The organism is Pseudodesulfovibrio sp. JC047 (assembly GCF_010468615.1).
In the GTDB taxonomy this organism is placed as follows: domain Bacteria; phylum Desulfobacterota; class Desulfovibrionia; order Desulfovibrionales; family Desulfovibrionaceae; genus Pseudodesulfovibrio.
In genome coordinates, this window is the sequence record NZ_WUEH01000013.1 from 48,915 (window position 1) to 62,687 (window position 13,773).

Here is a 13,773-nt window from a genome sequence, read left to right on the forward strand (position 1 = left end):
TTTGAAGCAGAAAGCGGTTCATGTGGAGGAGGTGGATGGCGGAAGTTGACGGTTGAATTGTGATTCGGAGGAATATGGGAAAGAATACATGGATCGTTGGTCTGGTGGGATTATATTTTTGTCGATCGAGATATGATGTCCAAATGATAAAAGGGGTGAAAACAGACAGTTTTCACCCCTTTTATCGTGTTTTAACGAGATATTACATGGCGTACAGTGTGTCGCCAGGAATTGTGGCGATGTTATTTTTATGCAACAGCTCAATGCCTTGATCGGTTCGGTCAAACCGGAAGATCAATACGGCTGAGTTGCCGCTTTGCTGGACAAAGGCGTACATGTATTCCACGTTGATTCCTGATTCTTGAAGCATGGTGAGGATGGCGTTTAACCCGCCAGGCACATCGGATACTTCCACAGCGACAACCGAGGTTCGCCCAACAGTGAATCCGGCTTCTTTCAGTGTGTCCTTGGCCTTGGTGAAGTCGGAAACAATAAGACGCAGAATGCCAAAGTCCGAAGTGTCTGCCAAGGAAAGCGCACGGATGTTGACGCCAGCCTCGGACAGGATGCGGGTGACCTCAGCGAGACGTCCGGCACGGTTTTCCAAAAATATGGAGAGTTGGTCTACTTTCATAATGATCTCCTTCTGAATTGGAGGCGTTAGCCTTCTTTTCTCTTATCAATGATGCGCTTGGCCTTGCCCGTGGAGCGTTCAATCTCCTTGGGACTGACCAATTTTACCTTGGCGGTGACGCCGAGGAATTCTTTAATGTTTTTCATTACCTTTGATTCGACCCGTTGTAAATTCTTAATCTCATCCGAGAAGATGGATTCATTGACTTCGACATGAACTTCCAACGTGTCCAGGTTGGCCTGCCGATCAACAATAAGTTGATAGTGCGGTGTTAACCCTTCGGTTTTTATGAGAATGGATTCAATTTGTGAGGGGAAGACATTGACGCCACGAATGATGAGCATGTCATCGGAACGGCCAGAAATACGTTTCATACGGGCCGTGGTTCGGCCACATTTGCATGGGGCGGTGTTCAGGCTTGTCAGATCGCGAGTCCGGTAGCGGATGAGGGGAATTCCTTCTTTGGTCAAGGTGGTGAAGACGAGTTCGCCTTCTTCGCCCGGGCCGACAGGTTCGCCTGTTTCCGGATTGATGGTTTCTGCCAGAAAGTGGTCTTCCTGAATGTGCAGACCATCTTGGGCTTCGAGACATTCAATGGCCACGCCTGGTCCCATGATTTCGGACAGTCCATAGATGTCAATGGCCTTGATACCGAGTTTCTGTTCGATTTCGAGGCGCATTTCATTGGTCCATGGTTCTGCACCGAAAATGCCGACGCGCAGTGGAAGGTCTTTGATGTCGATCCCCATTTCCTTTCCTGTTTCGGCCAGAAACAATGCATAGGACGGGGTGGCACAGATGACGTCCGGGGCAAAGTCCTTGAGCAGGGCGACCTGTCGTCTGGTGGCTCCACCGGAGATAGGGACAACGGTCGCTCCCAGTGTTTCCGCACCGTAGTGAACGCCCAGTCCGCCAGTGAACAGCCCGTAGCCATAGGAGTTGTGAACTGTGTCGCTGGCCGAAGCTCCGGCAGCCATGAAAGCGCGGGCCATGAGTTCGCCCCAGTTCTGGATGTCTCGTTTGGTGTAGCCGACAACGGTGGCCGTGCCGGTTGTGCCCGACGAGGAGTGAATGCGGACGATTTGGTCTTTGGGCACGGAAAAAAGGCCGAAGGGGTATTGGTCACGGAGGTCCTGCTTGACCGTGAATGGCAGCCGAGTAAGGTCCTTCAGACTTTTTATATCCTGCGGTTTTACTCCCTTTTCATCAAAGGATTTTTTGTAAAAGGGGACAGTGGCATAGACGCGTTCGCATAAAGCCTGAAGTCTGCGGAGCTGGAGTTTTTCCAGGTCCTCCCTTGGCAGGGTTTCGTTTTTGATGTCGTAAATCATTCCGTGAGCCTCCTTGCACGGCCTTGATCGGCCAGTGGTGACAAAATAAAAAACCACGGTCCTTTCGGCCCGTGGTCTGTGTTAGCGTTTTTTTTCGCTCCAAAATACTCCACGAACCTCCTACTGGGGGCACATAAAGAAGAAAAAGAAGCGAAATGCGTAGCAATTTTTCATGACGCTGAGACTGCCTCATGTTCCAGACCTCGTCAAGAGGTTTATCGAGCCCCGACAGTGTTTGCCGTGAGGACTCCATACGACCAGCCATTGCGAACCGGGGCAAAGTGCATTACATGGCTATGAAACGATCACTGAATGGAGGATATATGCAGTTCAGGGAATTGATGGAACGAAATAGGTCACGGCGGACTTTTGACGAGTCTCGTCCTGTTGCCATGGAAACATTGGTCGAACTGATTGCATTGACTCGATTCATGCCGTCGGGAAGGAATATGCAGCCTTTGAAATATTTTGCCGTGACTGACCCGGACCAATGCGCTGCTTTGTTTCCCCTTTTGGGCTGGGCTGGATACCTCAAGGATTGGAAAGGTCCGGCAGAAGGAGAGCGGCCAACCGGCTATATCATCATGCTTTTGGATAAGGATCTGGCGGATGATCCCGGATGTGATCACGGGATAGCCAGTCAGTCCATCATGCTTGGAGCGGTTGAAAAAGGTCTTGGCGGATGTATTATCGGAACGTGTAACAGAAAAAAGATGGGCGAGGTACTCGACCTGTCCGAAAAATACGATATACTGTTGGTCTTGGCATTGGGTGTTCCCACTCAGGATGTGGTTGTGGAACCGCTTCCCTCTGACGGCAGTATCACGTATTGGAGTGGAGACGATGGCAGACACCATGTTCCCAAACGTGGGATGGATGAGCTGCTTGTTGGGTGCTACCCTGAAAAAGATTAAAAGGTATCGAAAGATACGAGGATTACATTGTTGAACAAAGAAAAGAAATTTGCGCAGATGAAGAGTGAAGACAAAGCTCGGAGAGTCGCACAATGGCTTGATGAAAAACAGGGCGAAAAGATTGTGGCTATCGATGTCTCGAAAATGAGTTCGGTCACCGATATGACAATCGTGGTTTCTGCCCGTGGTGTGAAACATGCCAAGGCCCTGGCGGAATTTGTTTTGGACAAGGCCGCTGAAGAGAATATCGAATTCCTGAGTATGGAAGGGCATAAAACAGGTGAGTGGGTCCTCGTTGATCTGAATGACGTGCTGGTTCATGTCTTTCTGGATGAATTGCGAGGATTTTACAATATCGAAGGGATGTGGGCGGAAGCACCGCAACTCGAAATTTAGCCAATGGCTGGAGGCGAAATGGCCGAACCGAAGAAAACACTGCTGTTGATTCTGGACGGATGGGGCATTGCGCCCGAGAGCGAGGGCAATTGCGTTCGTAACGCCCCAACGCCTCATCTGGATAGGCTTCTGGCACAGTATCCCAACACCCGTCTGACCTGTTCGGGACGGGCTGTGGGACTGCCTGACGGCTTCATGGGCAATTCCGAAGTTGGTCATATGAATATCGGTGGCGGTCGTATCGTCTATCAGGACATGACTCGTATTGACCTTTCGTTGGAGGACGGCAGTTTTTACGCAAATCCAACGCTCTTGAGCCTGATGGAAAAGACCAAGGCCGGAAGTGGCCGTTTGCATCTCATGGGTCTGGTCTCAGATGGCGGTGTTCACAGTCATCAGAACCACATCTATGCCGCGCTCAGGGTGGCCAAGGAACAGGGAGTGCCCGAAGTCTTTGTCCATGCCTTCATGGATGGGCGGGATACCTCGCCGACCAGCGGATTGGGGTATATGCGGCAGTTGATAGCCGCGATGGACGAGATTGGAATTGGGCGAATTGCGACCGTGAGTGGTCGGTATTGGGCCATGGATCGGGATAAGCGTTTTGATCGCAATGCGCTTGCGTACAAGGCACTGGTTTCCGGGGAAGGTGTGACCATGACCGATCCCATGTCCGGAATACAGGCTTCGTATGATCGGGATGAGACAGACGAATTCATCAAACCGAGTGTTATCCACGGTGTGGATGGGCAGATCGGTGATGGAGATGGCGTGTTTTTCTTCAATTTCCGGGCAGATCGAGCACGGCAGTTGTGCCGTTCGCTTTATGCATCGGATTTCAACGAATTCCCGCGTGAATCGGTGCCGGCAATGGCGGATTTCGTGACCATGACACAATACGAGTCCTCGTTTCCCATGCCCGTGGCGTTTCCGCCGGAAACCTACAGTGGAACGCTGGGGGAAGTCGCGTCCGGTCAGGGTATGAAGCAGTTGCGAATTGCCGAAACCGAGAAATATGCGCATGTGACCTATTTCCTCAATTGTGGGCGGGAAGACCCGTTCCCGAATGAGGATCGGGTCATGGTGCCTTCGCCTCGCGAGGTCGCGACATACGATCAAAAACCGCAAATGAGTGCGGACGAAGTAACTGATACGCTCAGACGCAAATTCCCGGAATATGACCTGTGCGTCTGCAATCTTGCCAATTTGGATATGGTGGGACATACCGGTATCATCGATGCGGCAAAACAGGCGTGTGTGACCGTGGATGCGTGTGTGGGCCGGATTGTGGAAACGGTTCTGGAAGCTGGTGGGCGCATGTTATTGACCGCTGACCATGGCAATGCCGAAAAGTTGATTGCCGATGACGGCAGTCCGCATACCGCGCATACGACCAATCCTGTTCCTTTGGTATATATTGAAAAAGGGTGTGAAGATGCTGAGCTTGAAGAGGGGATTCTGGGCGATTTGGCTCCGACGATCCTTGGATTGTGGGGCGTTGAGCAGCCCGCTGAAATGACCGGAAAGAACCTGGTCAAAAAGAGAAGATAATGGTTGAATCAAAGAAGCCTCTGACCCCGGTCAAGCCCACAGGTATGGAATTGATATTCCTGTATCCCTGTCCGCATTGTGGCCGGGAAGTCCCTCTTATTGCCCCGTCCCGTCCTGCCATGGCGCAGTGTGACGCGTGCCGGGAAAATTTTCCGATTGTCCCGGTGGATGATCGGACCATTCGGTACATGAAACTTGTTCTTGCGGGCGGTAAGGCCGGGATTGACCCGGACTTTTTATAATCATCGTTTCGAGACAAAGAGAGCCGGTCAAATCCTGAAGGATTTGACCGGCTTTTTTTTATAGATTTTCTCTCAATAAAATCTAGATAAAAGTATATTTATTTGATTTATAAAAGCTTTTATTGTCGAGATACGGCGTCTTCATTTGATGTTGTTGAAAGTGTCTTTTGAGTGGATGTGTTATTTCGTTGCCGACTTTTTGTACTGCATGAGACAATTCCCAGCCACAATGAAGCCGAGACCAGCAACAGTCGCGGGCAGGATTTCTTCTCCCACGAGGAAATGGATGAAGATGAGCGAAAGGAATGGGGAAAGGAAAATGAGATTCGCGATACGGGCTGTGCCGCCGCCGTCCGGGGTCGCGGCGTACTTCATGGCGGTGAGCCAAAGGGCGAACGTGATACCCATTTCGAAAATGCCAACATAGAGCGCAGCAAGGGCCGCTTTGGTGGAGACTGTTGGCAGCTCTGAGACGCAGAGTGTGGTCACAAGAATGAGTGGGAACGCGCAGAGGAATCCAAGCAGAAGTCCTGCCAGAGGTTCAGCGGTGCTCCGGGTGTTGAAAATCCAATACACCGCCCAGATAACCGTGCTTGCCAGAGCCAGGCCGACGCCGGTGAGGTTGGAGAATTCGAGGGAGAAGGGATTGCCATGGGTGGAAATGACCACAATACCGAAATAGCTGAGACAGATGGCTCCCAAGTCCTTACTTGACATCTTCTGGCCCAGAAGTGGGATGGACAAAAGAGAGAGGGTGATGGCCCAAGTGTAATTAATCGGTTGGGCCTCCTGTGCCGGAAGCAGGTCATACGCTTTGAAAAGTATGATGTAGTAGAGAAACGGATTAAGTATGCCAAGCAGGGCCGAACGGAGCATCTCACGGCGTGGCATTGCGAAAAGTTGATGCAGGGTGCCTTGAAAGGCCATAATTCCAGCCAGGGCCACAATAGATGTGGTGCAGGCAATGAGCAGAAGTTGGAAGGGGTCCAGTTCGGTCAGGGCTATTTTGAAGGCTGAGGCCACCGTGGACCAGATGCCCACGGTGACCAGCCCGAAGAAAATGGCTTTTTTGCTGTTTGTCACGGGTGTTTAAATGATGACGTGTTTTTTAATGTGATTGACGACCTCTTCGACATCGTCGGTGACAAAGAACAGGTTGAGGTCATCTTCATTGCAGAATTTGTTGGTGACAAGCTGTGTCTTGAACCAGTCGATGAGCCCGCCCCAAAATTCCGTGCCGAACAGGACGATGGGGAACGGCTTGATGCGATGTGTTTGGATCAGCACCAGTGCTTCAGAGAGTTCATCCAGCGTGCCATATCCGCCGGGCAGGGCCACGTAGGCCAGCGCGTATTTGATGAACATGAGCTTGCGGATGAAGAAATACCGAAATTCGCTCTTGATATTCATGTATGGATTGTTGTGTTGTTCCATGGGCAGGTGAATATGCAGACCGATGGATTCGCCTCCGTTATCATACGCGCCTTTGTTGCCCGCTTCCATCAGCCCCGGACCTCCGCCGGTGATGATGGAGTAGCCCGCATCTGACAGTGCCTTGGAGAGTTCCACGGTTTTTTCATAGAGAGGATCTTCCGGTTTGACTCGGGCTGAGCCAAACATGGAAACCGCAGGGCCGATTTCCGAAAGGTTTTCGAATCCGTCCACGATTTCCGACATAATTTTGAAAAGCCGCCAGGACTCGTGGATAGACAGGTCATCAATGAGATATTGTTTGGAGCGGTGGATCATGAATTCTCCTTGGATGTCGATTGGAATTGTTGCCTGGAAACGGTTTATAAGGCATGTAATTGTGACGGCGGATATCGAATCCCGCTTGTAGACACAGTACACAGATTCTTCTTCTTTCGAAAGCGGATTTTGCCACTTTCCACAGGGAGATGACAAGCAAAGGAACATCAATGAAAATTACTTTCATGGGCGCGGCTCGAACCGTCAGTGGCTCCTGCTATATTCTTGAATGTGGGAACACGCGGTTTGCTGTTGATTGCGGTTTGCATCAGGGCAATAAGGAAATTGAAAAGCGGAACTGGAATCTTGAGAATTATGATGGGAAAAATTTGGATTTTATCCTGATAACCCATGCGCATATTGATCATACCGGACTCCTTCCGGCTCTTGTCTCCAAAGGATTCAAGAATCCCATCTATTGCACGGCACCAACTCGGGATTTGTTGGAGATCATGTTGCTCGACAGTGCGCACATTCAGGAGATGGAAGCGGAATGGACCAACCGCAAGCGGTTGCGGACCGGTGGGCAGCCGGTACGGCCATTGTATGCCATTCCAGATGCCGAGAAGACCATCCCGCTGTTCGCGACCGTTAAGTATTCGGAGACATTTGAACCCGCGCCAGGAATCAAGGTCACCTATATGAATGCCGGGCATATCTTGGGGTCGGCCTTTATTGAAATCGAATATGAGCAGGACGGCAAGAAGACCAAGGCGGTTTTTTCGGGCGACCTGGGCCGACCTGAACAGTTGATTGTCGAGGACCCCAGCGATGTGGATTGCGCAGACTACCTGTTTCTCGAATCGACCTACGGGAATCGAAATCACAAGGATGAAGAAGGAAGTCTGGAAGAACTGGGCGAGGCCATTGCCTATAGCTACAAGCACGGAGAAAAGGTTGTTATTCCGGCGTTTGCCGTGGAACGGTCCCAACAGATTATTTACAGCTTGTTTTTGTTGAGAAAACAGGGAAAACTGCCCGACGACATGCCCGTGTATCTGGATAGCCCGTTGGCAATCCGTGCGACGGAAATTTTCAGGAAGCACCCTGAGTTTTTTGACAATGAAACACAAGAGCTTATCAAGAATGGGGAGAATCCTCTGGATCTTCCCAATCTGAAATTTACCGAGAGTCGGGAACAATCGCAGGCTATTAATGAGACGCGAGGTCCGGCAGTCGTGATATCCGCCAGCGGCATGGCGAATGCCGGACGTATCAAGCACCATTTGCGGCATAATTTATGGCGTTCTGGTGCCAGTGTGGTCTTTGTCGGATGGCAGGGCGTTGGAACACCCGGGCGAAAGATCGTTGGCGGTGCGAAAAAGATTCGGATTTTTGGTGAAGAAGTGGCGATTAACGCCAAGGTGTTTACCATCAATGGATTTTCCGGCCATGCCGGACAGGATGAGCTGATGAATTGGCTGGGGACGATGCAGGGGAAACCGATGAAGGTCATTCTCGTGCACGGCGAAGCCGAGGTCCAGAAGGAATTTGGTGCACTTATTACCGAGAAATTTGGTTTTGAAGTGCATATTCCTGAATATATGGAAGAAATTGAATTGGAACCCGGGCGGGAATTTCAGCCTGTGGTGGATATGGCCGTTGCCCGCCCCCGGGTGGATTGGAGTTTCCTGTTGGCGGATTCCGAAAAACTGTACGAGGAGTTGCGGGAACGGGTGAAAGGTGTCGAGGACCGGCCATGGGTCGATCAGGCGGAATTACGAGACAAACTGCTTGATATTAATCGTCATATTGTTGAACTTGTCTCGGAAATGTAACTATGAGAATTGTTGGCGGAAAATACAAGGGACGCAGGCTCAAAACCTGCGAAGGGCCGGGCTATCGACCGGCCACCATGAAAGTGCGTGAATCCATTTTTTCCATGCTGATGGCGCGGGGTGTGGATTTTGCGACAGTTCGTGTCATTGACATGTTTGCAGGCTCAGGCAGTCTGGGGGTTGAATGCCTGAGTCGAGGTGCGACAACAGCCTGGTTTATTGAGAAAAGTTCAAAGGCCGCTGGGTTGATACGAAAGAATCTGGCTGACTTGGGAGTTGCGAGAGAAAGCGCAAGGGTGGTCAGTAAGGACCTTTTTGGTGTATTGTCCCAGAAACCGGAAATACCTTTTGATCTGGTTTTTATTGACCCGCCCTATGGAAAAGACTTATTGGTCCCGGCTTTGGAAAAGGCGTTACAGAAAGGGTGGATCGCACCCGGCGCGCTGGTCCTTGCCGAAGTGGAAACAGCTGTGAAAGCTCCAACAGAAGGGCCGATTGCGGAAATGGATGTATTAACAGATCGTGAATACGGTCAAACCAGGATATTTTTATGGCGGAATTAGACCCTCGTCTGGCAGTGTACCCCGGAACATTCGATCCCTTGACCATGGGACATGTGAGCTTGACTCGGCGTGGCCTGAAAGTTTTTGATACGGTTATTTTGGCTGTTGCACAAAGTACCCCCAAAAAAACGTTATTTTCCATTGAGGAACGTGTTGAATTGGCGAAAGAGGTTTTTCGCGATGAACCCAATGTCATTGTCGAACCATTCGATTGCCTGTTGATCGATTATGTTCAGGACAAGGGCGCGGAAGCGATCATGCGTGGTCTGCGTGCGGTTTCCGATTTTGAATATGAATTTCAGATGGCGCTCATGAACCGAAAATTGGTACCCGAGATTGAAACCGTTTTCATGATGACCGATTTCAAGTGGATGTACCTGAGTTCCACGATCGTGAAGGAAGTCGCTGAATACGGTGGAGATGTGTGTGGACTGGTCCCTGGTCCCGTCGTGAAGGCTCTGAATATCAAGTACGGCTTTTCCTATGGGTGCGGTGGCAACAAGAAGAAAGGGAAATGAGCAGAAAACCTCCCATAGTATGTTTGCTGGGGCCGACCGGAACCGGCAAGACCGCAGCCGCTATCGCTGTTTCCAAACGGGTGGCAGCCTCTGTCATCAACTTTGATTCCAGACAGGTCTACCGGGATTTCCCCCGTATTACTGCGCAGCCGGACGTTGAGGAGCAGGCCGTGTGTCCGCATCTCTTGTACGGTTTCTTGGATACCGAAGATAAAATGACTGCTGCCCGATTTGTTGCCATGGCGGTGGAGCAAATCGAAGCGGTCCGAGAGCAGGGGCGTTTACCCATTCTTGTCGGCGGGACCGGATTGTATTTGCGGTCCCTGCTTTCAGGGATTGCACCCATCCCTGAAATTCCTGCACAGGTCCGGCAGCAGGTTCTTGATCGAATTGCGGTCGAAGGACCACAGGTGCTTCATGCGGAATTGAAGCTGACCGATCCTGACTATGCCGCCAAAATTCATCCGAATGATACCCAGCGCAACGCCCGGGCCGCGGAAGTATATCTGTCCACAGGTCGGACCATGACATGGTGGCATACGGAAAGCGAATACGCTCCGGCTCCGTATGACGCTTTGAAAATCGGTATGAAAGTGGATTTGAATGAATTGACTCCGCGTTTGGCCGAACGGATCGGCGAGATGGTGGAGCAGGGAGCTGTGGACGAGGCCAAGGCGGCCTTGGTGCGGTGTTCCAATCCGGATGCGCCGGGGTGGACCGGCATTGGGTGCGCTGAATTGTTCGCCTTTTTGCAAAAAGAATTCTCGCTTGAGCAGGCCAGGGATGCGTGGATAAAGAATACCCGGGCCTATGCGAAGCGGCAAATCACCTGGTTCAAGAAGGAATCAGATATTATCTGGTTTGCTCCCGGGCAAAATGAAGCAATTGCCGATTGTGTGGAGCAGTGGCTGGCTGGTTTCGACGATTAACTTTCTCCGATGACACCCAATTGTACGGGGGTCAAATACCAGTTCAATGTTCCGCATTGGTGGGTCATGTCCATCTCAAGTTGCATGAGACCGCCATTCTCGATGGCGATATCTACTGGAGTTCGTGTCGTCAGAATGTGGGACGCCAAGGCTCCGAGTGAGGGAAGATGCCCTACAATGAGTATTGATTCCAACCCGTTGTAATCGCGGATGTAGTCGAGTGTCTTTTGTGCAGGTGTCATGGCCGTGACAACGTCGGTCACCTGAATTCTTGACGGGGGATATCCCGTGTATTCCGCCATGATTCTGGCCGTTTCCAAGGTGCGGGTTTTGGGGCTGGTTACGATCAGTTCAAATCCCAGGCCGAGGACCTGTGCGGCTCGGGCTGATTTTTCGATTTGTTCCCGTCCCACAGGACTTAATGGCTGATGTTTGTCAAGTTCTTTTGACAGACAGACACCGTGTTGCATTAAATGGATTCGCATGTCCAACTCCCCTATCTGGTTGCCGTATTTCGTCATGGTATCATTCGCTTGGGGGCGCGGCAAGCGGCTTGCAGAAAAGCGGTAACCACGATACATGCCGTTGAGTTTGATTATCTCACGCCGCGTGCGGTTTTGAATACTTGAGGACACTACATATATGGCACTTCGTCTTGTTCTTCCTATTTTATTGTCGGTTTTTTTGCTTACTCCTTCGGCGTATGCCTTTCAGGGATACGTCCAACACGTTGGCGAGGGGGGGGCGATAGCCTGGGGGAGTGGTGAGCTTTCCGTTGTTCAATCCGTTGAAAAAAAAGACGATGAAGTTACTCCGTATACCCCTTTGGCGATTCGAAAAGCCGTGTCCAAGGCCCGTCGGCTGTTGTTGGATATGGTTTTGTCCACCCGAATCAACGCCAAGCGGACTGTGAGCAGTGCGTTGGCGAATGATCGCCTCTTGGCGAGTCAGGTGCGAGGTTTGGTCCACAATTCACTTTTTCGTGGACCGTCTCATCTGGACACAGAAGGCAGTGTGCAGGTTTCGGAACGATTTCGGGGAAAGCTGGCTGAGTTGATTTTTCCGACGACCATTCAATTCCAAAGCGGTATCCCGCCGAAACTCTCCACATATATGGAGCAGAGTGAAACAGAACTTGAAGCGGTTGGTTCCGCGATAACGGGATACTCTGGGCTTGTTATTGACGCTCGGGGAATGCGTTTGACTCCTGCATTGGCACCTAATGTGTATGGTCAGGATGGACTCGGGGTATATGGTGCTTTTTTGGTGAGCCGAGCCAATGCCGTCAATAAAGGCGTTGTCGCCTATGCAAACACGTCTGATTTGACGGTCCTTCGTGAACGGGTAGGGAACAATCCTCTCCGGGTCAAGGCAGTCAGTGCCTATGGTTCCTGGCGCACCGATGTCGTGATCGAATCATCCATGGCCAGTTTGGTCCGTGCGGTTTTGAAGGCCGGAAATATCGTTGAGAATTGTGCGGTCGTCATTCTTGTTGATGACTCCGTTCCCTCGGAAATTATTGAAACTGAAATACAATAGGCATGAGTTTGATAATGCGGAATATTTTGAGAATTGGTGTTGTCCTGACGGTTGTTTTGTTTCAGTCCCTGGCTTTGGCTGGGACCGTGGATGTCTTTCGTGCCACGGAAGAGACTGTTTCTCCCATGAAAATGCGTTCGGAAGCCATGGCAGAAGGGTTTGCTCTGGCGGTCGTGGATGAGGCCCTGCTCATGCTGCCTGATTTGGATTTTCTGCGTGCCGAAGCTCTGAAAATGTATTTTACCGGACGCGCTGAACCGTATGTTCAAGGGTACAAATTGCTTTCGTCCAAAGAGGTCGATGGCGGACTGTCCATGCGGATTGATGTACGGGTGAATAGACGGACATTGCGTGACCAAATGAAAAGAATGGGGCTTTTTGAAACAGTGCAGACTCCGTTGTCAGCATCCGTGGTGTGGCCCGAGAATATTTCGAAAGACGATATGGCCGTATTGCAAGAACTGGTAACCCTGACAGGGCTGGAATTGGAAGAGACTGTTTTTCCGGCATTCTCTCTGGAATATACCAAAGAAAATGCGTATAAAGGGCGTCTGGTGCTGGAAAATCGTGAATGGCTCAGTATCAACAAGGACCTGGCGGTGGTCTGGGTTGATGTGTGGTCTCGGTATTTTGGGCAGTCGCAGTCAAAGGCGACGGCTCCCAAAATGAATCTGCTGACGATTTCCGGTTGGTTTTCACCGGATGGTGTCCTGGAGTTTGATCGTGTTCTCAGAGGATGGGAGTCGGCTGTTCAGGAAGCAAAATTGGTCGATATGGATATGCAGCCCACTGGCGTCGGTGCGACATGGGATGTGACGATTTTGAATCGCGACCGTCTGGATATGTTGTTACAGTCATTTCTGCCACAGCGTGGTTTGATGTTTCAAATGACGCAGGGAGACTAAGAGAGGAGGCCATACCGCCGTGTCTCGTGATGCCATTTGGACGATTCCCAATATCCTGACAATCATTCGGATTCTTTTGACTCCGGCATTTGTCATGGCGTATATTTCCGAAAATTTCAATTTTGCCTGGATACTCTTTGCCATTGCCGGGTTGACTGATGCGCTGGATGGCTTTTTGGCGCGGATATGGAACCAGCGGTCGCAGCTCGGTGCCATGCTCGATCCGCTGGCCGACAAAGTCCTGCTCGTGACCTCTTTTATTTGTCTTGCCCTCAAGGGGTGGATTCCTGATTGGTTTGCCGTACTGGTTGTCAGTCGTGATGTCATTATTGTTGGCGGGTTGGCCGTGCTTCATTTCTGGGGAATCGAAGTTCGAAGTCGGATTCATCCTATCTGGATCAGCAAAATCACCACCGCCGCCCAGATCTTTTTGGTTATTTTTGTCATGATCCAACGCTCTTTCGGCTTGGATTTCCCTTCCATTCAAGCTTTGATGGTTTGGACCACCGCTCTTTTGACCATTATTTCTGGAATAGCCTACGTCCGTCGTGGTTTTGAACTGTTTTCTGAGGGAACTAACGGATAACGCCACATCCAATGTATGGCAGTGTGTTGCATTGGCGCGGAGAGGGGGGGCGTGTTTCGTCTCGAACCAGAGACTTACACTCTCGATAAGTGGGGTAGAAAGGACTTTGGGACCGAATATATGAGAAAAGCCCGATTC

At 50.8% G+C, this 13,773-nt stretch carries 16 protein-coding genes; 11 read left to right on the top strand and 5 right to left on the bottom strand.

Going from position 1 to position 13,773, the window contains the following annotated elements; all coding sequences use genetic code 11:
* Positions 1-202: 202 nt before the first annotated feature.
* Together GO013_RS10115 and GO013_RS10120 are read right to left on the bottom strand one after the other, a co-directional pair.
* The gene (locus GO013_RS10115) at positions 203-634 is read right to left on the bottom strand and encodes an ACT domain-containing protein (RefSeq protein ID WP_163810722.1); all 432 of its coding nucleotides are present in this window, start codon (positions 632-634) and stop codon (positions 203-205) included.
* 26 nt (positions 635-660) lie between these two features.
* Positions 661-1,965 carry a phenylacetate--CoA ligase gene (locus tag GO013_RS10120; protein WP_163810724.1) on the bottom strand — a complete coding sequence of 435 codons (1,305 nt, stop codon included), beginning with the start codon at positions 1,963-1,965 and terminating at the stop codon, positions 661-663.
* A gap of 323 nt (positions 1,966-2,288) precedes the next feature.
* Here GO013_RS10120 and GO013_RS10125 point away from each other — a divergent pair, with 323 nt between their 5' ends.
* Genes GO013_RS10125 through GO013_RS10140 form a run of 4 tightly spaced genes read left to right on the top strand, consistent with a single transcriptional unit; the run spans position 2,289 to position 5,068 of the window.
* Complete coding sequence (locus tag GO013_RS10125) at positions 2,289-2,879, top strand: nitroreductase family protein (protein ID WP_163810726.1); 591 nt, start codon at positions 2,289-2,291, stop codon at positions 2,877-2,879.
* A 27-nt stretch (positions 2,880-2,906) separates the two neighbouring features.
* Complete coding sequence (rsfS, locus tag GO013_RS10130; RefSeq protein WP_163810728.1) at positions 2,907-3,275, top strand: ribosome silencing factor; 369 nt, start codon at positions 2,907-2,909, stop codon at positions 3,273-3,275.
* Positions 3,276-3,293: 18 nt separating this feature from the next.
* Complete coding sequence (gene gpmI / locus GO013_RS10135) at positions 3,294-4,826, top strand: 2,3-bisphosphoglycerate-independent phosphoglycerate mutase (RefSeq protein WP_163810730.1); 1,533 nt, start codon at positions 3,294-3,296, stop codon at positions 4,824-4,826.
* Entirely contained in the window at positions 4,826-5,068 is a 243-nt protein-coding gene (locus tag GO013_RS10140) for a hypothetical protein (protein WP_163810732.1), read from the top strand. The genes gpmI and GO013_RS10140 overlap by 1 nt, the downstream gene beginning before the upstream one ends.
* Before the next feature lie 180 nt (positions 5,069-5,248).
* On the opposite strand, the gene GO013_RS10145 is transcribed toward GO013_RS10140, so the two are convergent.
* Both GO013_RS10145 and GO013_RS10150 read right to left on the bottom strand, forming a co-directional pair.
* Complete coding sequence (locus GO013_RS10145; RefSeq protein WP_163810734.1) at positions 5,249-6,151, bottom strand: DMT family transporter; 903 nt, start codon at positions 6,149-6,151, stop codon at positions 5,249-5,251.
* A gap of 6 nt (positions 6,152-6,157) precedes the next feature.
* A complete protein-coding gene (locus tag GO013_RS10150) occupies positions 6,158-6,817 on the bottom strand; it encodes a TIGR00730 family Rossman fold protein (RefSeq protein WP_203529512.1) in 660 nt (219 codons plus the stop codon).
* Positions 6,818-6,987: 170 nt separating this feature from the next.
* Between GO013_RS10150 and GO013_RS10155 the strand changes: the two genes are divergently transcribed.
* From GO013_RS10155 to miaA, 4 genes are read left to right on the top strand one after another with little or no spacing between them, the layout of a single operon-like run.
* On the top strand, positions 6,988-8,595 hold the full coding sequence (locus GO013_RS10155) for an MBL fold metallo-hydrolase (protein ID WP_163810735.1): 1,608 nt from the start codon (positions 6,988-6,990) through the stop codon (positions 8,593-8,595).
* A 2-nt stretch (positions 8,596-8,597) separates the two neighbouring features.
* Positions 8,598-9,158: a 16S rRNA (guanine(966)-N(2))-methyltransferase RsmD gene (gene rsmD / locus GO013_RS10160; RefSeq protein WP_163810737.1), complete on the top strand. Its 561-nt coding sequence runs from the start codon at positions 8,598-8,600 to the stop codon at positions 9,156-9,158.
* The gene (gene coaD, locus GO013_RS10165) at positions 9,146-9,676 is read left to right on the top strand and encodes a pantetheine-phosphate adenylyltransferase (protein WP_163810739.1); all 531 of its coding nucleotides are present in this window, start codon (positions 9,146-9,148) and stop codon (positions 9,674-9,676) included. Before rsmD ends, coaD begins: the two co-directional genes overlap by 13 nt.
* A complete protein-coding gene (gene miaA, locus GO013_RS10170; protein WP_163810741.1) occupies positions 9,673-10,605 on the top strand; it encodes a tRNA (adenosine(37)-N6)-dimethylallyltransferase MiaA in 933 nt (310 codons plus the stop codon). The genes coaD and miaA overlap by 4 nt, the downstream gene beginning before the upstream one ends.
* On the opposite strand, the gene sixA is transcribed toward miaA, so the two are convergent.
* Positions 10,602-11,090 carry a phosphohistidine phosphatase SixA gene (gene sixA, locus GO013_RS10175; protein ID WP_163810743.1) on the bottom strand — a complete coding sequence of 163 codons (489 nt, stop codon included), beginning with the start codon at positions 11,088-11,090 and terminating at the stop codon, positions 10,602-10,604. The two genes, miaA and sixA, sit on opposite strands and share 4 nt — an antisense overlap.
* Positions 11,091-11,247: 157 nt before the next feature.
* Between sixA and GO013_RS10180 the strand changes: the two genes are divergently transcribed.
* Genes GO013_RS10180 through pgsA form a run of 3 tightly spaced genes read left to right on the top strand, consistent with a single transcriptional unit; the run spans position 11,248 to position 13,635 of the window.
* On the top strand, positions 11,248-12,144 hold the full coding sequence (locus GO013_RS10180; RefSeq protein WP_163810744.1) for a hypothetical protein: 897 nt from the start codon (positions 11,248-11,250) through the stop codon (positions 12,142-12,144).
* A 14-nt stretch (positions 12,145-12,158) separates the two neighbouring features.
* Positions 12,159-13,049 (top strand): hypothetical protein, encoded by an 891-nt coding sequence (locus GO013_RS10185; RefSeq protein WP_163810746.1) that lies wholly within the window; start codon positions 12,159-12,161, stop codon positions 13,047-13,049.
* Positions 13,050-13,068: 19 nt separating this feature from the next.
* Positions 13,069-13,635 carry a CDP-diacylglycerol--glycerol-3-phosphate 3-phosphatidyltransferase gene (gene pgsA, locus GO013_RS10190; RefSeq protein WP_163810748.1) on the top strand — a complete coding sequence of 189 codons (567 nt, stop codon included), beginning with the start codon at positions 13,069-13,071 and terminating at the stop codon, positions 13,633-13,635.
* Positions 13,636-13,773 lie beyond the last annotated feature (138 nt).